This window comes from Pseudomonas sp. AC532 (assembly GCF_979258965.1).
In genome coordinates this window covers 3,991,732-4,010,736 of record NZ_OZ409888.1, presented here as the reverse complement: position 1 = coordinate 4,010,736, position 19,005 = coordinate 3,991,732, and the positions used below count along the sequence as shown (strand labels likewise).

The window sequence follows — 19,005 nt, the reverse complement described above, 5'->3', positions numbered from 1 at the left end:
CATTGGTCAGCATCCTCATTGCTCGTCGCTGACCCGCGCGATGTAGCTGTGCGGATTGATCAGCTCGCCATTGCGGCTGACCTCGAAGTGCACATGGTTGCCAGTGGAACGGCCGGTACTGCCGACGGTGGCGATGGCCTGCCCACGCTGGACCAGATCGCCGACCTGCACGGTATTGCTGCGGTTGTGTGCATACAGGGTGACATAGCCATCGGCGTGACTGATTTCCACGGTATTGCCGTAGCCGTTGCGGCGCCCGGCGAAGGTCACCACGCCGGCACCGACCGCGACCACGTCGCTGCCCGCCTTGGCCGCGAAATCCACCCCCTTGTGCACGCTGACGCGCCCGGTCAGCGGGTCGATCCGCCGGCCGAACGGGGATGAGACGTAGCCCTGCAGCACGGGGTGCCCGGAGAGCATCACCGCTTCGTCGATACGGCGCTCGGCCAGCAGCTGTTCCAGCACTTCCAGCTGCTGCTCGCGGCTGTCCATGCGCAGCGCCAGTTCGTCCAGCGCGCTCATGAACGGTGGCGGCGCATAAGCGGCGCCGTCGAGCAGCTCCTCTGGCCCGCCCTGGCCGACACCCAGGGAGAAATCGAACTCACTGGCATCCAGCTCCGCCAATTCGGTCAGGCGCTCGCCGAGCGCATCGAGGCGAGTGAGGCGCGCCTGCAGCTCGGCAACGTGCGCGGCAAAGGCGTCGAGCTGACGCTGGGCATCGATGCGCACCGCGCCGACTTCCTCGCGCTGGGCATCGAGCGCCTGCGAGACTTCGAGCGTTTCCGGCACGCTCGCCGATTTGGGAGCCAGCCAGGCGCCTACCAGGGCACCGGTACCGATCGCGACGCCGACCAGCAGCGCCACACCGAACGCCAGCCAGCGCAGATCGAGACTGAGCGAACGCGCGGCGCCGTGGCGTCGGCTAAGAAAAATGATGTGCATGACATCCCCATGTAAAAGGTGGAACCAGAGTGCTCGGCAAGGTTCTGTTAATATGACGGCCCCTACGTCGCAGGCTTCCCGCCATGAGTTTTCGTCCCTTGCCGGCCAAGGCTCCCGCCGCATTGCTGCGCGAGGCGAAGCCGCTCAAAGCCCTGTTCAACCAGGCTCAGCGGATCGATCACCTGCAGCAATTGCTTGAAAGCCAGCTACAACCTGCTGCCCGGGAACACTGTCATGTGGCGTCCTGGCGTGAAGGTTGTCTGCTTCTAATCGTCACCGACGGCCATTGGGCCACCCGGTTGCGGTATCAACAAAGACGCCTGCAGAGGCAATTGCAGGCGCTCGAAACGTTCGCGACCTTAACGAAAATCCTCTTCAAGGTGCAACCTCCGACCGCCGAAAGGCGCCCGCCCGCGCGCCCTTTCGAGCTCTCCGACAGCGCTGCCGACAGCATTCAGGAAACCGCAGCGGGGGTCAGCGACCCGCGTCTTCGCGAAGCCCTGGAGCGCCTTGCAAGCCACCGTCGCCGCAGCGATTCGTAACGCATTCAAGCCTTTACGGCGCCAAAATATGGTCGCCATCAGATTGACAATACAACTCCATTTCGACTGTCTAAAGCGGCGACCGAACGGCGCTCGGCGCTCAGTGCGCAGCGAAAAAGACCTGCATAAAAAAAAGGCCACCCGAGGGTGGCCTTGAAGATTAAAGCAAGGAGAGTGTCTTACATGGCCGCTGCTGGGCGCATGTAGGAAATCGGTGCAGTATCGGCGTCTTCGAATGTCACCACTTCCCAAGCCTCCGGCTGGGCGATCAAAGCGCGCAGCAGGCGGTTGTTCAGGCCGTGGCCGGATTTGTAGCCGCGGAACTCACCGATAAGGCTGTTACCGAGCAGGTAAAGGTCACCAATGGCATCGAGAATCTTGTGCCTGACGAATTCGTCCTCGTAACGCAGGCCGTCTTCGTTGAGCACACCGAACTCGTCCACCACGATGGCGTTGTCCACGCTGCCGCCGCGAGCCAGGTTGTGCGAACGCAAGAATTCGATATCACGCATGAAACCGAACGTGCGGGCACGACTGACTTCCTTGACGAACGAGGTGCTGGAGAAATCCACACTCGCGGTCTTGGTACGGTCATGGAACACCGGGTGATCGAAGTCGATCTCGAAGCTCACCTTGAAGCCTTCGAACGGAACGAAGGTGGCGCGCTTGTCGCCGTCCGTCACGGTCACTTCACGGGTGATGCGGATGAACTTCTTGGGCGCATCCTGCTCTTGCAGACCAGCCGACTGAATCAGGAAAACAAAGGGCCCGGCACTGCCGTCCATGATCGGCACTTCACAGGCAGAGAGCTCGACGTAGGCGTTATCGATGCCCAGGCCAGCCATGGCCGAAAGCAGGTGCTCTACCGTATCCACCTTGACATCACCATTGACCAAGGTCGTCGACATGGTGGTTTCACCGACGTTCAATGCGTGGCCCTTGACCTCTACAACAGGGTTGAGGTCAGTGCGACGAAAGACGATGCCGGTGTCCACCGGAGCCGGCTTCAGGGTGAGGTATACCTTCTCCCCGGAGTGCAGGCCGATACCCGTGGCGCGGATGATGTTCTTCAGGGTGCGTTGTCTGATCATGGGTCTGGCCGCTATTGCGCTGGGTGCGAATTGTTTTCAACAAAGGCTGGCGATGATAGCAGAACCGACCTTTGCTGAACACCAATCACCCTTATGCTCCTGATAGATTCCATCAATCCGCCTGACGACGCAGGAACGCCGGAATGTCCAGGTAATCCAGGTCATCCTGAGGGTTCATTTTCGCCGCAGTGGCCGCGCCGCCGTGGCTCTGACGCTGTACGGTCGGGCGCTCGTAGTCCTTGTAGTTGACGTTCTGCTCGCTGCGCACTGGCGCGGCGACCGGCGCAGCGGCCTGAGCGGCAGCCACCTGCACGGTGTTGTCGACGACCTTGACCGGCTTCTCCATGCGGGCACCGAGACCCGTGGCCACTACGGTCACGTGCAGCTCGTCACGCATGTCCGGGTCGATAACGGTACCGACCTTGACGGTGGCGTGCTCGGAGGCGAATTGTTCGATGATGTTGCCCACGTCGGAGTACTCGCCCAGGGACAGATCCGGGCCCGCGGTGATGTTCACCAGAATGCCGCGAGCGCCCTGCAGATTGACGTCTTCGAGCAGCGGGTTGCGGATTGCCGCTTCGGTGGCTTCACGCGCACGGTTCGGGCCACTGGCGCAGCCGGTGCCCATCATGGCCATGCCCATCTCGCTCATCACGGTCTTCACGTCGGCGAAGTCGACGTTGATCATCCCCGGACGCTTGATGATGTCGGAGATGCCACGCACGGCGCCGGACAGCACGTCATCGGCCTTCGAGAAGGCGGACAGCAGGCTGGCATCCTTGCCCAGGATGGTCAGCAGCTTTTCGTTGGGAATGGTGATCAACGAGTCGACGCTTTCCTGCAGCGCGCGGATGCCTTCATCGGCGATCTGCATGCGCTTGCGGCCTTCGAACGGGAACGGACGGGTCACCACTGCCACGGTGAGGATGCCCATTTCCTTGGCCACTTCGGCGATCACCGGTGCAGCACCGGTACCGGTACCGCCGCCCATGCCGGTGGTGATGAAGACCATGTCGCAGCCCTGAAGCACTTCGGCGATGCGCTCGCGGTCTTCCAGGGCCGCCTGACGGCCAACCTCGGGGTTGGCGCCAGCGCCAAGGCCCTTGGTCACGCCGGTGCCCAGCTGCAGCACGGTGCGTGCTCCAATGTTCTTCAGTGCCTGGGCATCGGTATTGGCGCAGATGAATTCGACGCCTTCGATGTTGCTTTTGGCCATGTGATTGACGGCATTGCCGCCACCACCACCAACACCGATGACCTTGATGACCGCGCTCTGCGGAAGGTTGTCTACGAGTTCAAACATGGTCTCTCTCCTGTACTTTCTAGTTTTAAACGCCTACTGCTGATAGCGCTGCACACGCCCGTGCACGCGCCGCCCAACATTAGAAATTGCCCTGGATCCAGCGTTTCAGCCGCTCCAGTACGGGGGGTTTCGCTTCATCACCGTAGCCACCGTTGCCGGGCATCGGGATGTCGTCGGACTGCTTGCGCAGGCCGTACATCAACAGGCCAACGCCTGTCGAATAGATCGGGTTGCGCACCACGTCGCTGAGGCCTTTGACGCTGTGCGGCATGCCGAGACGCACCGGCATATGGAAGATTTCCTCGGCCAGTTCTATTGCGCCTTCCATCTTCGCTGTGCCACCGGTCATTACGATGCCGGCAGGAATCAGGTCCTCGTAGCCGCTGCGGCGCAGTTCAGCCTGGATCAGGGTGAACAGCTCGTCATAGCGCGGCTCGACCACTTCGGCCAGGGACTGACGCGACAGGTCGCGAGGCGGGCGATCACCGACGCTCGGCACCTTGATGGTCTCGCCGGCACCGGCCAGCTTGGCCAGGGCACAGGCGTAACGGATCTTGATCTCTTCGGCATACTGGGTCGGCGTACGCAGCGCCATGGCGATATCGTTGGTGACCTGGTCGCCAGCAATCGGGATCACCGCGGTGTGACGGATCGCACCTTCGGTGAAGATGCAGATGTCGGTGGTGCCGCCGCCGATGTCGACCAGGCACACGCCCAGCTCCTTCTCGTCGTCGGTCAGCACCGCGTAGGCCGAAGCCAACTGCTCGAGAATGATGTCGTCCACTTCCAGACCGCAACGACGCACGCACTTTTCGATGTTCTGCGCCGCGTTCACCGCGCAGGTCACCACGTGCACCTTGGCTTCCAGGCGCACACCGGACATGCCCAGGGGTTCGCGCACGCCTTCCTGGTTATCGATCACGTAATCCTGGGGCAGCGTATGCAGCACCCGCTGGTCAGCCGGAATGGCCACGGCCTGGGCAGCGTCGAGCACGCGCTCGAGATCGGCATTGCTGACCTCACGGTCGCGAATGGCGACGATGCCATGGCTATTGAGGCTGCGGATATGGTTGCCGGCCACGCCGACGAAAGCCGAGTGGATACGGCAACCCGCCATCAACTGGGCTTCTTCGACCGCGCGCTGGATCGAGGCCACGGTGGACTCGATATTGACCACCACGCCCTTCTTCAGGCCGCGTGACGGATGAGTACCGATGCCGACGATTTCCAGCTGACCATCAGCGGTCACTTCACCTACCAGCGCCACCACCTTGGAGGTGCCGATATCGAGGCCGACGATCATCTTGCCGCTCTGCACGTTTGCCATGAGTCTTGCCTTCTCTCCTGATTCACTGCACCGCAGCGGGTTCGACCGCTACGGGCGCCGGCGGCTCGTGCCACGCCACGGCCAGGCCGTTGGCGTAGCGCAGATCGATCCGCGCGATGTTGTCTTTCTGGTCTTTCAGGGCCTTGCTGTAGATGGCACCGAAACGACGTATTTTTTCCACCAGATGGTCGCGCCCCAGCAGCACTTCGATGCCCTGCCCGGTGGACAGGAACCAGCTGCCGCGCTCACGCAACTCCAGGCGTGCCACGGTGAATCCCATTGGTCGCAGCATCTGGCTCAACACCTGATACTGCTGCATGACTTGTTGCTGAGCCCGCTTGGGGCCGTACAGCTGTGGCAAATTCTCGTAGTGCGCCAGTTCTTTGGGCGCAAAGGCCTGCCCCTGGTTGTTGAGCAGTGCCTCGTCACCCCAGCGGGCGATCGGCAATTGCTCTTCCAGGCGTACCATCACCTGGTCGGGCCACACGCGGCGAACTTCGGCGTGGGCGATCCACGGCATCTGCTCCAGTTCGTGACGCATACCCACAAGGTCGACACTGAAGAAGCTCGCACTCACAAAAGGTTCAATGCGTTGCTGCACCGATTGCTGGCTGATGTAGCTCAGGTCGCCTTCCACGCTGATCTTGGCGATCGGCCGATCGGCGTAAGGCAGCAGGCGCAGCGACAGCTCGTAAGCGCCAAACCCCAGCACCAGCAGCAACACCGGCCAGGTGATGCGCTTGAGCAGGCTGAAATTGGGCCGCGGCATGCGCAGGCTGATGGGCTCCTTCGCCACCAGACGGCTGGCACCGCGCGGCACGGCCTTGCCGCGCATGGGCGCACGGGCCGTACCTGGCTGATGACGCAAGACAGCGCTCATGATTACCCCCGGGCCTCAAGGCTGTCGGCCAGTATCGCCAACACCAGTTGCTGGAAATCCAGGCCGGCGGCCAATGCGGCCATTGGCACCAGGCTGTGATCGGTCATGCCCGGCACGGTATTGACTTCAAGCAGCCAGAAACGCCCCTCGGCGTCCTGCATCACGTCGGCGCGCGCCCAGCCCTGGGTACCGACAGCCTCGCAGGCCCTGGCGGTCAGGGACATGAGCTCGGCTTCCTTGTCGGCATCAAGGCCGCAGGGAACCCGGTATTGAGTGTCGTCCGCCAGGTACTTGGCATCGTAATCGTAGAAACTGTGGGATGTGCCCAGCGCGATGGGCGGCAACACCTGCCCACGCAGCATGGCGATGGTGAATTCCGGCCCCTGGATCCACTGCTCGACCAGCACCTGGCTGTCGTAAACGGCGGCGTCCTGCCAGGCGGCGATCAGCGCCTCGACATCGCCGACCTTGGCCATGCCGATGCTCGAGCCTTCGTGGGCCGGCTTGACGATCAGCGGAAAGCCCAGCTCGGCAGCCGCGCGACGGCAGTCGTCGGCACTCGCCAGCACGGCATGGCGTGGCGTAGGAAGCCCGAGGCTCTGCCACACCTGCTTGGTGCGCAGCTTGTCCATCGCCAACGCCGAGGCCAGGATGCCGCTACCCGTGTAGGGAATGCCGGCGCATTCGAGCAGGCCCTGCATGCTGCCATCTTCACCGCCGCGCCCGTGCAGCACGATGAACGCGCGATCGATCTTCTCGCTGAGCAGACGCGCCAGGAAGTCATCGCCCACATCGATGCCAAAGGCATCCACGCCGGCGCTCTGCAACGCGGACAGCACCGCATTGCCGGACTTCAGCGACACCTCGCGCTCGGCGCTCTTGCCGCCGAACAGCACGGCCACTCGGCCGAACGCCGTGACCGGCAATTGGGATTTCAGGGTATCGGCACTCATTTCCCTTGACCTTGCACGCTGAACAGCGGGCTTTGCAGCAGTTGTGGGGCAACCCCGCCGATGTCGCCGGCACCCTGACACAGCAGGATGTCGCCGGCACGCAGCAGCGGCTTGATCAGTGGCGCAAGCTCCGCGCCACGTTCGACATAAATGGGGTCCAGCTGGCCGCGCTGGCGGATGCTGTGGCACAGCTGGCGGCTGTCGGCACCGGGAATCGGCTCCTCGCCAGCCGGGTAGACTTCCATCAGCAGCAGCACGTTGGCATCGGCCAGTACCTGCACGAAATCGTCGTACAAGTCACGGGTGCGGCTGAAACGGTGCGGCTGGTAGACCATCACCAGGCGCCTCTCCGGCCAACCACCACGTACCGCCTTGATCACTGCTGCGACTTCGCGCGGATGGTGGCCGTAATCATCGACCAGCATCACTTCACCGCCGTCGACCGGCAGTTCGCCATAAACCTGGAAGCGACGGCCGACACCCTGGAACTGCGACAGCCCCTGCAGGATGGCCTCGTCGCTGATGCCCTCATCGGTGGCGATACTGATGGTTGCCAGCGCATTGAGCACGTTGTGATTGCCGGGCATGTTCACCGACACGTCGAGCGGCTCGCAGTCCGGGCGCAGCACCGTGAAGAAGGTCTGCATGCCCTGCTGGCGTACATTGATGGCGCGTACGTCGGCGTCTTCGCTGAAGCCGTAGGTCACGGTCGGGCGGCCTACCTGGGAGAGGATTTCGCGCACCACCGGGTCGTCCACGCAGACCACGGCCAGCCCGTAGAACGGCAGGTTGTGGAGGAACTCGATGAAGGTCTTCTTCAGTTTGTTGAAGTCGCCTTCATAGGTGCTCATGTGGTCCATGTCGATGTTGGTGACCACCGAAACCATGGGCTGCAAGTGCAGGAAGCTGGCGTCGCTTTCGTCGGCTTCGGCGATCAGGTAGCGACTGGTGCCGAGCTGCGCATTGGTGCCGGCGGCGTTGAGACGCCCCCCGATCACGAACGTCGGATCCAGACCGGCGGCAGCGAACACCGAGGCCAGCAGGCTGGTGGTGGTGGTCTTGCCATGGGTGCCGGCCACGGCGATGCCGTGACGGTAGCGCATCAGTTCGGCGAGCATCTCGGCACGCGGCACCACGGGGATACGGCGCTCGAGGGCGGTGGCCACTTCCGGGTTGGAGGTGTTGATGGCGCTGGAGACCACCAGCACGTCGGCGTTCTCGGCGTTCTCGGCACGATGGCCGATGAATATCTGCGCGCCGAAGTTTTCCAGCCGCTCGGTGACCGGCGAGGTCTTCAGGTCGGAGCCGGAGACTTCGTAACCGAGGTTGAGCAGCACTTCGGCAATGCCGCACATGCCGGCGCCGCCGATACCGACGAAATGGATACGGCGGATACGGCGCATGCGCCTTACTTCTGCCTTGACCGCTGCGGGGGACTTAGCCACGGGCCACCTCCAGGCATACATCGACCACGGTACGGGTAGCATCGGGCTTGGCCAGGCGACGTGCCGTGCTGGCCATTTGTTTGAGTCGTTCGGGGTGCATCAAGACCTCGGTCAGCTGCGCTGCCAGCTCGGCAGCGTCAGTGGAGCGTTGTGGCAGAAGGACGGCGGCGCCGTCCTTCGCGAGATAACTGGCGTTGCGCGTCTGGTGATCGTCGATCGCGTGGGGCAACGGCACCAGGAAAGCCGGCAGGCCGGCTGCTGCCAGTTCACTGACGGTGAGCGCGCCGGAGCGGCAGACCACCAGGTCGGCCCAGGCATAGGCGCGGGCCATGTCGCTGATGAACGGCGCGACTTGCGCTTCGACGCCCACAGCGGTGTAACGTTCGCCAGTCACCGTGGCGTGCTGCTTGCCCGCCTGGTGAAAGATTTCCGGACGCAGCTCGGCAGATACCTGCGCCAGCGCCTCCGGCAGCAGTTTGTTCAATGGCTCGGCGCCCAGGCTGCCGCCCAGAATCAGCAGGCGTGGCCGACGACCGGTCAGGGAATCGCGAGGCGTTTCCAGGAACAGCTCTTCGCGTACAGGATTACCGGTGGTGCGGCGCTTGTCCGACGCGGCGAAAGTGTCAGGGAAAGCCTCGCAGACCCGGCTGGCGAATGCCACCAGGCTGCGATTGGCGGTACCGGCCACGGCGTTCTGTTCATGAATGATCAGCGGCACGCCGGCCAGCTTCGCCGCCAGGCCGCCCGGGCCGGTCACGTAGCCGCCCATGCCGAGCACGCAGACCGGCTGCAGCTCACGCACCACCTTGCGGGCCTGCAACAGCGCCTTGATCAACTGCAGCGGCGCCTTGAGGAGCGACAGCGCGCCTTTGCCGCGCAGGCCACTGACGTTGATCAGGTGCAGGGGCAGGCCAGCGGCCGGCACCAGCTCGTTCTCGATACCACGCGGCGTGCCCAGCCAGTGAACGCGATAGCCACGCGCCTGGAATTCGCGCGCGCAGGCCAGCGCCGGGAACACGTGGCCGCCGGTGCCGCCCGCCATGATCAGCACATTACCGGACATGCTGCGCCTCCTTGCCGATGGCTGGCTCGGGGAAATCCGATTCGTCGAACTCGACGTCTTCATTGCCCAGCTGATTGCGCGTCTCCCACTCGATGCGCAGCAGCAGTGCCAGGCTCACACAGCAGATCACCAGCGAGCTGCCGCCGTAGCTGAGGAAAGGCAAGGTCAGCCCTTTGGTCGGCAGCAGGCCGATATTCACCCCGATGTTGATCAGGAACTGACCGATCCACAGAAACGCCAGACCGAAGGCCACGTAGGCACCGAAATACTGCTTGGCGCGTTCCGCCCACAGGCCGATGTACAGCGCCCGCACGCTGACGAACACGAACAGCGCCACGGTCAGCAGCGCGCCTACCAGGCCCAGCTCTTCGGCCAACACCGAGAACACGAAGTCGGTATGCGCTTCCGGCAGGTAGAACTGCTTCTGGATACTGTTGCCCAGGCCGACGCCCAGCCACTCGCCACGGCCGAAAGCAATAAGTGCCTGGGTCAGCTGGTAGCCGGAGCCGTACTGATCGGCCCAGGGGTCGGTGAAGGTGATCAGGCGCTGCAGGCGGTATTCCTGGGTCTGCACCAGCACGAACACCGCACCGACCGCCAGCGCCACCATCAGCGAGAAGCGGAACAGGCCGACACCACCGAGAAACAGCATGGCCATCGCCGAGCCCATCATCACCACGGTAGCGCCGAAGTCCGGCTCCAGCAGCAGCAGGAAGGCCATCGGCAGCAACACCACGAAGGGCTTGAAGAAACCGGCCCAGCTCTCGCGCACCTCTTCCTGGCGGCGAACCAGGTAACCGGCGAGATAGAGCACCACGAACACCTTGGCGATTTCCGAGGGCTGGATGTTGAACGCACCAAAGCCGATCCAGCGCCGCGCACCGTTCACTTCGCGGCCGATACCGGGCACCAGCACCAGTATCAGCAGCACGATGGCCACTAGCAGTAGCAGCCAGCTGTGCCGCTGCCAGGTGGCCAGCGGCACCATCAGCACCACCCCGGCGGCACCAAGGCCGATCACCAGGTACACCAGGTGGCGGATCATGTAGTACAGCGGGCTGCCCGTATTCACGGCAGCCACCTCGGTGGACGCCGAGGAGATCATCACCAGCCCCAGGCCGAGCAGCGCCAGGCAGCCCGCCAGCATGGGGAAATCCATGTCCAGGCCGCGACGGCTGAACAGCGGGGACGGGTAAGGGCGCAGGAAGGACAGCATCAGACGAGCGCCTCCGCGGCCTGGGCGAACAGGCGCCCGCGTTCTTCGAAGTTCTTGAACATGTCGAGGCTCGCACAGGCCGGCGACAGCAGCACCGCATCGCCTGGTTGGGCAATGGCTGCGGCCTGCTCGACGGCAGCCTGCAGGCTGTCGACACGTACGATGTTCACCGTGCCGTCAAGCACCGCGGCCAGCTTGTCGGCGTCACGGCCGAGCAGCACGACGGCGCGACAATGGGCGGCCACCGGTTTGCGCAGGCTGGCGAAGTCGGCGCCCTTGCCGTCACCGCCGGCGATCAGCACCAGTTTGCCGACGATGTCATCGCCCAGGCCTTCGATGGCCGCCAGGGCGGCACCGACGTTGGTGGCTTTGGAGTCGTCGTAGTAGCTCACGCCGGCGCGCTCACTCACCCACTGGCAACGGTGCGGCAGGCCGGTGAAGGCCCTCAGGGTGTCGAGCATGGCTGCCATCGGCAGGCCGACCGCATGACCGAGCGCCAGCGCTGCCAGGGCGTTGGACTGGTTATGAGCACCACGCACCTTCAACTCGCGCACTGGCAGCAGGGCTTCGAACTGATAGGCCAGGCACTTCTCGCCATTCTCCTCGAGCAGGCCGAAACGCTTGAAGTCCGGTTTGCCGAGGCCGAAGCTCAAGCATGGCACCTGGTCGGCAATCATCGGCCGCGACAGCGGGTCGTCGCGGTTCACAACCACCTGCCGAGCACCACGGAAAATCCGGTGCTTGGCCAGGTGATAGGCCGGCAGATCGGCATAGCGATCCATATGGTCTTCGCTGATGTTCAGGCAGGTCGCCACTTCAGCGTTGAGCAATTCGGTGGTTTCCAGCTGGAAGCTGGACAGTTCGATCACATACAGCTCGACGTCATCGGCGAGCAGGTCCAGCGCCGGCGTGCCGAGGTTGCCACCGACGGCGACCCTGCGGCCGGCGGCAGCGGCCATCTCGCCGACCAGGGTGGTCACGGTGCTCTTGGCGTTGGAGCCGGTGATGGCCACGATCGGCGCCTTGGCAGCGCGGGCGAACAGGTCGATGTCGCCGGACAGCTTGGCGCCACGCTTGGCCGCTTCCTGCAGGGCCGGGGTGGCCACGGCCAGGCCCGGGCTGATCAGCAGCTCGCTGGCACGACCGAGAAACTCCACGTCCAGCTCGCCACAACGCACTTCGACCTGCGGGAACTGCTCACGCAAGGTGCTCAGCTCCGGCGGATTGGCACGGGTATCGACCACGGCAAAGCGCACGCCCTGGCGCGCGAGGTAGCGCACCAGGGACATGCCGCTCTTGCCGAGGCCGACAACGATGCGGAATTGGTCGGAAGCGATCAGGCTCATGCTGTCCTCAACGCAGTTTCAAAGTAGCGAGGCCGATCAACACCAGAATGACGGTGATGATCCAGAAACGAACGATGACCCGTGGCTCGGGCCAACCCTTCAACTCGAAATGGTGATGAATCGGTGCCATGCGGAACACCCGCTTGCCGGTCAGCTTGAAGCTGGCGACCTGGATGATCACCGACAGGGTTTCCATCACGAACACGCCGCCCATGATGAACAGCACGATTTCCTGACGCACGATCACGGCAATGGTGCCCAGTGCGGCGCCCAGCGCCAGCGCGCCGACGTCGCCCATGAACACCTGGGCCGGATACGTGTTGAACCACAGGAAGCCCAGCCCCGCACCGATCAACGCGCCGCAGAACACGATCAGTTCGCCGGCACCCGGTACGTAGGGAATCAGCAGGTACTCGGAGAAATTCACGTTGCCCGACAGGTAGCAGAAGATACCCAGGGCACCGCCGACCATCACGGTAGGCAGGATGGCCAGGCCGTCGAGGCCGTCGGTCAGGTTCACCGCGTTGCTGGAGCCGACGATGACGAAGTAGGTCAGGATCACGAAGCCGATGCCCAGCGGGATGCTGACGTCCTTGAGCAGCGGTACGATCAGGGTGGTTTCGATCGGCGTCTGCGCAGTCATATAAAGGAAGGTTGCCGCGCCAAGACCGAACACCGACTGCCAGAAGTACTTCCAGCGGCTCGGCAGGCCGCGCGAGTTCTTCTCGATCACCTTGCGGTAGTCATCGACCCAACCGATGGCGCCGAACAGCAGGGTGACGATCAGCACCACCCATACGTAGCGGTTGCTCAGGTCAGCCCACAGCAGGGTGCTGACCGCGATCGCCGAGAGGATCAGCGCCCCGCCCATGGTCGGCGTACCTTTCTTCGAAAGGTGCGACTGCGGGCCGTCGTTGCGCACCGCCTGGCCGATCTGGCGGATCTGCAGGGTACGGATCATCCACGGGCCCAGGACCAGCGACAAGGTCAGCGCCGTGAGCACGCCGAGAATCCCGCGCAGCGTCAGGTACTGAAAGACCGCGAAGCCCTTGTGGAACTGTTGCAGATACTCTGCCAGCAGCAGCAGCATTTAGTGACTCTCCCCACTATCGCCACACAGCGCGACGACGACGTTTTCCATCGCGGCGCTGCGTGATCCTTTAATTAGAATGGTGCTGTCGCCGTGCTCGGCGCGGACCGCATCGATCAGCGCGGCCTGGTCGGCGAAATGCTGGCCGTTGCCGCCGAACGCCTGCACGGCGTGTTTCATCTGTGGCCCGACCGCGTACAGGACATCGGCCTTGCCGATCGCGTACGCGCCGACTTCACGGTGGCCCTGTTCGGACCAGGCGCCCAGCTCACCGATATCGCCGAGTACCAGCACCTTGCGGCCGGAAAAGCCGGCGAGGATGTCGATGGCCGCGCACATTGAAGCCGGGTTGGCGTTGTAGGTATCGTCGATCACCCGGGCGCCGTTCTGCGCCAGTTGCGCGACGGCACGGCCCTTGACCGGCAAAAGGGTCTCGAGGCCGCTCTTGATGGCCACCAGCGGCACGGACAGGGCATGAGCGGCAGCCGCTGCGGCCAGGGCATTGGCGACGTTGTGCTCACCCAGCAGGTTCAGCTGAATGCGCGCCTGGCCCTCACCGCAATACAGCGTGAATGCCGGGCAACCACGCGGGTCACGGCTCAGCTCGCTGGCATGGAAATCGGCGCTGGCGTCATGCAGCGCGAAGCTCAGCACGCGACGACCGGCCGCACGCTTGACCCAACGCTCAAAGGCCACGTCATCGCGATTGAGAACCGCGACACCACCCTCGCCCAGCCCCTCGAGGATTTCGCCCTTGGCCAGCACGATGTTCTCGGGCCCGCCAAATTCACCCACATGAGCGCTCCCGGCGTTGGTGATAATGGCGACGTGCGGCCGGGTCAGGCCGACGGTGTAGGCGATCTCGCCAATACCTGAAGCGCCAAGCTCGATCACCGCGCCCTTGTGCTCGGGTGCCAGCTCCAGCAGGGTCAGCGGCACGCCGAGCTGGTTATTCAGGTTGCCGCGGGTGGCCAGGACGGTACCGCCGAGTTCCATGAACGCGGCGCGCAGGATGCTGGCGAGCATTTCCTTGACGGTGGTCTTGCCACTGGAGCCGGTCACCGCCGCCAACGGGCCACCGTAGGCTTGGCGATTCAGGGCAGCCAACTGGCCGAGCGCCAGGGCACTGTCGGTGACCACCAGTTGCGGCAGGTCGACATCCGCCACTTCGCGCTCGACCAGCGCTGCCACAGCACCTTTCGCAGCGACCTGGGCCAGGTAGTCATGGCCGTCGAAGCGCGGCCCCGTGAGGGCGATGAACAGTTGGCCGGGGACGATGCTGCGGCTATCGGTGCTGACTGCATCGAATGCGCAATCCGCGCCCGCCAGACGACCACTCAGTGGCCCGGCCACCTCGCTCAAACGCAGTGCCTTAAGCATGTGCCGCCTCCCATGCCGCGAGTGCGCGAGCCGCTTCGTGCAGATCGGAAAATGGCTGACGCACGCCGTCTACTTCCTGGTAATCCTCGTGGCCCTTGCCAGCCAGCACCACCACGTCGCCGACCTGGGCTTCGCCGATCAGTGCAGCGATGGCGAGACCGCGACCGTGCACGAAGCGCACCTGGTCCGCAGCACGGAAGCCGCCACGGATGTCGTCGAAAATCTGCGTCGGCGGCTCGCTGCGCGGGTTGTCATCGGTCACCAGGGTGACATCGGCGAGGCGCTCGACCACTTCGGCCATCAGCGGACGCTTGCCACGGTCACGATCGCCACCACAGCCGAACAGGCACAACAGGCGGCCCGCCACGTGCGGTCGCAAAGCGCTCAGTACCTTTTCCAGCGCGTCCGGGGTGTGGGCGTAATCGACCACCACCAGCGGCGCCTGCTGGCCGCCCAGGCGCTGCATGCGGCCCACCGGGCCTTGCAGGCGCGGCAGGACCTTGAGAATTTCGTCCAGCGGGTAATCCATGGCCACCAGGGCGCCGACCACCGCCAGCAGATTGCTGAGGTTGAAACGGCCCAGCAGCGAACTGCGCAGGCTGCCTTCGCCACGCGGCGTCACCAGGGTGGCACGCACGCCCCGGTCATCGAAATGGATGTCGCGACAGAACAGGTAGGCGCCCTGGTTTTCCAGGCTGTAACCGATCAGCCGCGACTCGCGCGGGTCTTCAGCCAGGCTGCGCCCCGTTGCGTCGTCCAGATTGATCACCCGGCTGCGCAGGCTTGGCCAGGCGAACAGCGCTGACTTGGCGGCTTGGTAGGCCTCCATCGAGCCGTGATAGTCGAGGTGGTCACGCGACAGGTTGGTGAACACCGCCACGTCGAAATCCAGTGCGGCGACACGCCCCTGGTGCAGGCCATGGGAGGAAACTTCCATGGCGATGGCGCGTGCGCCGTTCTTTTTCAACCCAGCCAGGGTCGCCTGTACGCCGATCGGGTCGGGAGTGGTGTGCAGCCCCTGGGCCAGGGAGCCATAGAAACCGTTGCCGAGGGTGCCGACGATGCCGCAGCGTTCGCCGAGCAGGTCCAACGCCTGAGCCAGCAGTTGGCTGACACTGGTCTTGCCGTTGGTGCCGGTGATGCCGACCATGTGCAGACCGCGGCTCGGCTCCCCGTAGAAGCGGCCGGCGATTGCCGACAACTGCCCGGCCAGACCTTTGATGGCGACCAGTTCGGCGCTCTCGGCGGTCATTGGCAACGAGCCGTCGACTTCATAGGCTACGGCGGCAGCACCTCGGGAAATCGCATCGGCGATGTGCACACGGCCGTCCTGACGAGTACCGGGCACGGCCAGGAACAGATCACCCGGGCGTACCTGGCGGCTGTCGAGCGTCAGTTCGCGAATCAGCACGCCGCTGCTCGCCTGAGGCAATAACTGGTTCAATGGCATGGGCATTAGCCGCGCCCTCCATCGCTGGTCGCCGCTGCCGGCGCTTCGACCTTGGCCGCGGCGGCTTCCGGCAGGTTGTCCGGAGTGATGTTCATCAGGCGCAGGCCACCGGCCATGACGCGGCTGAATACCGGCGCCGAGACCAGGCCGCCGTAGTAGCCGCTCTTGCTTGGTTCGTCGATGACCACGGCGATGGCGATGCGCGGATTACTCGCCGGAGCAAAGCCGGCGAACAGGGAACGATAGGAATTGGCCTGATAGCCCTTGGTGCCCGAAGCGGTTTTGCGAGCGGTACCGCTCTTGCCGGCCACGTGATACCCCGGCACCTGGGCGCGGAATACCCCACCCGGCGCTTCGATCACCTGCTGCAGCATGCCCTGCAGGGTGTGGGCGACGTCTTCCGGAATAACCTGCACGCTGTCACGCACGCGGTCGGTACGGGTCAGTGACATCGGCACGCTGCGCCCGCTATTGCCCAGTACCGCATAGGCATGCGCCAGCTGCACGGCAGTCACCGAGAGGCCATAGCCATAGGACAGCGTCGCGGTCTCGGCCTTGCGCCACTCGCGGTGGTTGGGCAGGTTGCCGACACGCTCGCCGGGAAAGCTCAAGCCGGTGTCCTGGCCGAGACCGACCTGTTGCATGACGTCATAAATGGCCGCGCCGCCGATATCGAAGGCGACCTTGCTCATGCCGACGTTACTGGATTTGATGAGGATGCCGGTCAGGTCAAGCACGCCATCCGGCGCGCGTGAGACGTCCTTGATGGTGTAGCGCCCGATCTGCAGCGTACCGCCCTGCACGTCGACCTTGTCGGTCGGCTTCCAGCGCCCGGTTTCCAGCGCGGCGCTCATGGAGAACGGCTTCATGGTCGAGCCCGGCTCGAACACGTCGATCATCGCCCGGTTACGCATCGCGGCCGGTTGCAGGTTGCGGCGGTTGTTCGGGTTATAGGTCGGCTGGTTGACCATGGCGAGGATCTCGCCGGTCTTCACGTCGATCATTACCAGGCTGCCAGCCTTGGCACCGAACTCGACCAGCGCATTGCGCAGTTCGCGGTGTGCCAGGTACTGCAGGCGCAAGTCGATGGACAGCGCCAGCGCCTTGCCGGCCTTGGCATTCTGGGTAACCTGAACGTCGCGGATCAACCGCCCGCGACGATCCTTCAAGACCTGGCGCTTGCCGGGAACGCCGGCCAGCCAGTCTTCGAATGCCAACTCGACGCCTTCGCGGCCACGGTCGTCGATATCGGTGAAGCCGACCATGTGCGCGGTCACTTCACCGGCCGGGTAGAAGCGGCGGAACTCCTCGATCGGATAAACACCCGGGACCTTGAGGTCAAGCACCCGCTGACCCTGCTCGGGGGTCAGCCCGCGGACCAGGTACATGAATTCGCGGTCGGCATTGGCCTGCAGGCGCGCAGCAAAGGCGCTCGGCTCCTGCCCAAGCGCGGCCGCGAGCACCGGCCACTGGGCTTTGCCGGCCTGCAGCTCCTTGCCATTGGCCCACAGCGTGGTAACCGGAGTGCTGACCGCCAGCGGCTCGCCATTGCGATCAGTGATCAGGCCACGGTGCGCCGGAATAGGAATGTGTCGAACGCTGCGGGCGTCGCCATGGGCCTGGAGGAAATCGTGGTCGAAAACGTGCAGCTCGAAAATCCGCGCAGCGATTGCCGCGACCATCAGCGCCAGCAGCAGCATGACCAGGCGGAAGCGCCACGGATAGAGTGCCCCCTCGAGCTTCATCATGGCGCCACCATGCGTACTTCGGCAGCGTCTGGAATGCGCATCTTCAGCTGTTCGCTGGCCAGGGTCTCGATGCGGTTATGGGCTGTCCAGGTGCTTTGCTCGAGGATCAGCCGGCCCCATTCGGCCTGCGCCTTGTCGCGCACGCTGAGCTCGGCATACAGGCTATTGAGCAGTTGGCGATTCCAGTGCGCGCTGTAGGAGACCGCCAGGGCGGAGCCGAGCACGGCAATGAACAGCACCAACATCAGCAGGCTGCCCTTGGGGAAACGCTTGGCCACTACGCCGCTCATCGCAACTTCTCCGCGACACGCATCACGGCGCTACGCGAACGAGGATTGGCCTTGAGCTCGGCCTCCGAGGCGAATTGTGGTTTGCCGATCAGTTTCAGGCGTGGTTCGAAGGCCTTGGGAATGATCGGCAGGTCACGGGGCAGCTTGTCCATTTCGCCCTTGGCGTGCTTGCGCATGAACAGCTTGACGATGCGGTCTTCCAGCGAATGGAAGCTGATCACCACCAGACGGCCGCCGACCTCCAGGTTCTCGAGCGCGGCATCGAGGCCACGTTCCAGATCACCCAGCTCGTTATTGACATGGATGCGCAGCCCTTGAAAGGCACGGGTCGCCGGATTCTTGCCCTTTTCCCAGGCAGGGTTGGCGACGGTGAGCACCTGCGCCAGATCGGCGGTGCGCTCGAACGGCTGCTCGGCGCGGCGCATCACCACCGCTCGCGCCATGCGCCTGGCGAAACGCTCCTCGCCGTATTCCTTGAACACCCGGGCGATTTCTTCCTCGCCTGCGGTGGCGATGAACTGCGCAGCACTGACGCCGCGCGACGGATCCATGCGCATGTCCAAGGGGCCGTCATTGAGAAAGCTGAAGCCACGCTCGGCGTCGTCCAGCTGCGGCGACGACACGCCCAGATCCAGCAACACGCCGCTGACCTGCCCAGCGAGACCGCGGACAGCGAGTTCGTCGGCAAGTTCCGCAAAACTGCGCTGTACAACGACAAAGCGGCCGTCTTCGGCCGCCAGGGTATTTCCAGTCGCGATTGCGAGGGGATCCTTGTCGAATCCCAGCAGGCGACCACCTGGCCCCACCCTTTCGAGGATCAGCCGACTGTGCCCCCCTCGCCCGAACGTGCCGTCCACGTAGCAACCATCCGCGCGCAGCGAAAGGCCGTCGACGGCCTCTTCGAGCAACACGGTGATATGGCGGTAGGTAGAAGTCATG

The 19,005-nt window shown here is 64.1% G+C and carries 17 protein-coding genes; 1 reads left to right on the top strand and 16 read right to left on the bottom strand.

The window, feature by feature from the left end:
- Window positions 1–15 precede the first annotated feature (15 nt).
- Window positions 16–942 (bottom strand): M23 family metallopeptidase, encoded by a 927-nt coding sequence (locus ACZ0AV_RS18645; protein WP_499152406.1) that lies wholly within the window; start codon window positions 940–942, stop codon window positions 16–18.
- Between the two features lie 83 nt (window positions 943–1,025).
- Here ACZ0AV_RS18645 and ACZ0AV_RS18640 point away from each other — a divergent pair, with 83 nt between their 5' ends.
- The gene (locus ACZ0AV_RS18640; RefSeq protein ID WP_499152405.1) at window positions 1,026–1,484 is read left to right on the top strand and encodes a DciA family protein; all 459 of its coding nucleotides are present in this window, start codon (window positions 1,026–1,028) and stop codon (window positions 1,482–1,484) included.
- A 179-nt stretch (window positions 1,485–1,663) separates the two neighbouring features.
- Here ACZ0AV_RS18640 and lpxC read toward each other — a convergent pair whose 3' ends face one another.
- The 15 genes from lpxC to rsmH form a co-directional block, all read right to left on the bottom strand.
- The gene (gene lpxC / locus ACZ0AV_RS18635) at window positions 1,664–2,575 is read right to left on the bottom strand and encodes a UDP-3-O-acyl-N-acetylglucosamine deacetylase (protein WP_499152404.1); all 912 of its coding nucleotides are present in this window, start codon (window positions 2,573–2,575) and stop codon (window positions 1,664–1,666) included.
- A 112-nt stretch (window positions 2,576–2,687) separates the two neighbouring features.
- Window positions 2,688–3,878 (bottom strand): cell division protein FtsZ, encoded by a 1,191-nt coding sequence (gene ftsZ / locus ACZ0AV_RS18630; RefSeq protein ID WP_499152403.1) that lies wholly within the window; start codon window positions 3,876–3,878, stop codon window positions 2,688–2,690.
- 79 nt (window positions 3,879–3,957) lie between these two features.
- Window positions 3,958–5,205, bottom strand: coding sequence for a cell division protein FtsA (gene ftsA, locus ACZ0AV_RS18625; protein ID WP_499152402.1), 1,248 nt, complete (start codon window positions 5,203–5,205; stop codon window positions 3,958–3,960).
- Between the two features lie 22 nt (window positions 5,206–5,227).
- Window positions 5,228–6,088 carry a cell division protein FtsQ/DivIB gene (locus ACZ0AV_RS18620; RefSeq protein WP_499153397.1) on the bottom strand — a complete coding sequence of 287 codons (861 nt, stop codon included), beginning with the start codon at window positions 6,086–6,088 and terminating at the stop codon, window positions 5,228–5,230.
- On the bottom strand, window positions 6,088–7,038 hold the full coding sequence (locus ACZ0AV_RS18615) for a D-alanine--D-alanine ligase (RefSeq protein ID WP_499152401.1): 951 nt from the start codon (window positions 7,036–7,038) through the stop codon (window positions 6,088–6,090). Before ACZ0AV_RS18615 ends, ACZ0AV_RS18620 begins: the two co-directional genes overlap by 1 nt.
- On the bottom strand, window positions 7,035–8,441 hold the full coding sequence (gene murC, locus ACZ0AV_RS18610; protein WP_499153396.1) for a UDP-N-acetylmuramate--L-alanine ligase: 1,407 nt from the start codon (window positions 8,439–8,441) through the stop codon (window positions 7,035–7,037). Before murC ends, ACZ0AV_RS18615 begins: the two co-directional genes overlap by 4 nt.
- 34 nt (window positions 8,442–8,475) lie before the next feature.
- Window positions 8,476–9,546, bottom strand: coding sequence for an undecaprenyldiphospho-muramoylpentapeptide beta-N-acetylglucosaminyltransferase (gene murG, locus ACZ0AV_RS18605; RefSeq protein WP_499152400.1), 1,071 nt, complete (start codon window positions 9,544–9,546; stop codon window positions 8,476–8,478).
- Window positions 9,536–10,762, bottom strand: a complete 1,227-nt coding sequence (gene ftsW / locus ACZ0AV_RS18600) for a putative lipid II flippase FtsW (protein WP_499152399.1) — start codon at window positions 10,760–10,762, stop codon at window positions 9,536–9,538. Before ftsW ends, murG begins: the two co-directional genes overlap by 11 nt.
- Entirely contained in the window at window positions 10,762–12,108 is a 1,347-nt protein-coding gene (murD, locus tag ACZ0AV_RS18595) for a UDP-N-acetylmuramoyl-L-alanine--D-glutamate ligase (protein WP_499152398.1), read from the bottom strand. Before murD ends, ftsW begins: the two co-directional genes overlap by 1 nt.
- 7 nt (window positions 12,109–12,115) lie before the next feature.
- On the bottom strand, window positions 12,116–13,198 hold the full coding sequence (gene mraY / locus ACZ0AV_RS18590) for a phospho-N-acetylmuramoyl-pentapeptide-transferase (protein ID WP_499152397.1): 1,083 nt from the start codon (window positions 13,196–13,198) through the stop codon (window positions 12,116–12,118).
- Window positions 13,199–14,578, bottom strand: a complete 1,380-nt coding sequence (locus tag ACZ0AV_RS18585; RefSeq protein WP_499152396.1) for a UDP-N-acetylmuramoyl-tripeptide--D-alanyl-D-alanine ligase — start codon at window positions 14,576–14,578, stop codon at window positions 13,199–13,201. It lies immediately after the preceding gene.
- Entirely contained in the window at window positions 14,571–16,034 is a 1,464-nt protein-coding gene (locus ACZ0AV_RS18580) for a UDP-N-acetylmuramoyl-L-alanyl-D-glutamate--2,6-diaminopimelate ligase (protein WP_499152395.1), read from the bottom strand. The genes ACZ0AV_RS18585 and ACZ0AV_RS18580 overlap by 8 nt, the downstream gene beginning before the upstream one ends.
- Window positions 16,034–17,773, bottom strand: a complete 1,740-nt coding sequence (locus ACZ0AV_RS18575) for a peptidoglycan D,D-transpeptidase FtsI family protein (protein ID WP_499153395.1) — start codon at window positions 17,771–17,773, stop codon at window positions 16,034–16,036. The genes ACZ0AV_RS18580 and ACZ0AV_RS18575 overlap by 1 nt, the downstream gene beginning before the upstream one ends.
- Complete coding sequence (gene ftsL / locus ACZ0AV_RS18570; RefSeq protein WP_499152394.1) at window positions 17,773–18,066, bottom strand: cell division protein FtsL; 294 nt, start codon at window positions 18,064–18,066, stop codon at window positions 17,773–17,775. The genes ACZ0AV_RS18575 and ftsL overlap by 1 nt, the downstream gene beginning before the upstream one ends.
- Complete coding sequence (gene rsmH, locus ACZ0AV_RS18565) at window positions 18,063–19,004, bottom strand: 16S rRNA (cytosine(1402)-N(4))-methyltransferase RsmH (RefSeq protein ID WP_499152393.1); 942 nt, start codon at window positions 19,002–19,004, stop codon at window positions 18,063–18,065. Before rsmH ends, ftsL begins: the two co-directional genes overlap by 4 nt.
- Window position 19,005: the final 1 nt, after the last annotated feature.

Coding starts and splice junctions, on each gene's coding strand:
- ACZ0AV_RS18585 (WP_499152396.1), bottom strand. CDS start 14,578: ATGCTTAAGGCACTGCGTTTGAGCGAGGTGGCCGGGCCACTGAGTGGT.
- murD (WP_499152398.1), bottom strand. CDS start 12,108: ATGAGCCTGATCGCTTCCGACCAATTCCGCATCGTTGTCGGCCTCGGC.
- murG (WP_499152400.1), bottom strand. CDS start 9,546: ATGTCCGGTAATGTGCTGATCATGGCGGGCGGCACCGGCGGCCACGTG.
- mraY (WP_499152397.1), bottom strand. CDS start 13,198: ATGCTGCTGCTGCTGGCAGAGTATCTGCAACAGTTCCACAAGGGCTTC.
- ftsZ (WP_499152403.1), bottom strand. CDS start 3,878: ATGTTTGAACTCGTAGACAACCTTCCGCAGAGCGCGGTCATCAAGGTC.
- ACZ0AV_RS18615 (WP_499152401.1), bottom strand. CDS start 7,038: ATGAGTGCCGATACCCTGAAATCCCAATTGCCGGTCACGGCGTTCGGC.
- murC (WP_499153396.1), bottom strand. CDS start 8,441: ATGCGCCGTATCCGCCGTATCCATTTCGTCGGTATCGGCGGCGCCGGC.
- ftsW (WP_499152399.1), bottom strand. CDS start 10,762: ATGCTGTCCTTCCTGCGCCCTTACCCGTCCCCGCTGTTCAGCCGTCGC.
- ftsL (WP_499152394.1), bottom strand. CDS start 18,066: ATGAGCGGCGTAGTGGCCAAGCGTTTCCCCAAGGGCAGCCTGCTGATG.
- ACZ0AV_RS18645 (WP_499152406.1), bottom strand. CDS start 942: ATGCACATCATTTTTCTTAGCCGACGCCACGGCGCCGCGCGTTCGCTC.
- ACZ0AV_RS18575 (WP_499153395.1), bottom strand. CDS start 17,773: ATGAAGCTCGAGGGGGCACTCTATCCGTGGCGCTTCCGCCTGGTCATG.
- lpxC (WP_499152404.1), bottom strand. CDS start 2,575: ATGATCAGACAACGCACCCTGAAGAACATCATCCGCGCCACGGGTATC.
- ftsA (WP_499152402.1), bottom strand. CDS start 5,205: ATGGCAAACGTGCAGAGCGGCAAGATGATCGTCGGCCTCGATATCGGC.
- ACZ0AV_RS18580 (WP_499152395.1), bottom strand. CDS start 16,034: ATGCCCATGCCATTGAACCAGTTATTGCCTCAGGCGAGCAGCGGCGTG.
- rsmH (WP_499152393.1), bottom strand. CDS start 19,004: ATGACTTCTACCTACCGCCATATCACCGTGTTGCTCGAAGAGGCCGTC.
- ACZ0AV_RS18640 (WP_499152405.1), top strand. CDS start 1,026: ATGAGTTTTCGTCCCTTGCCGGCCAAGGCTCCCGCCGCATTGCTGCGC.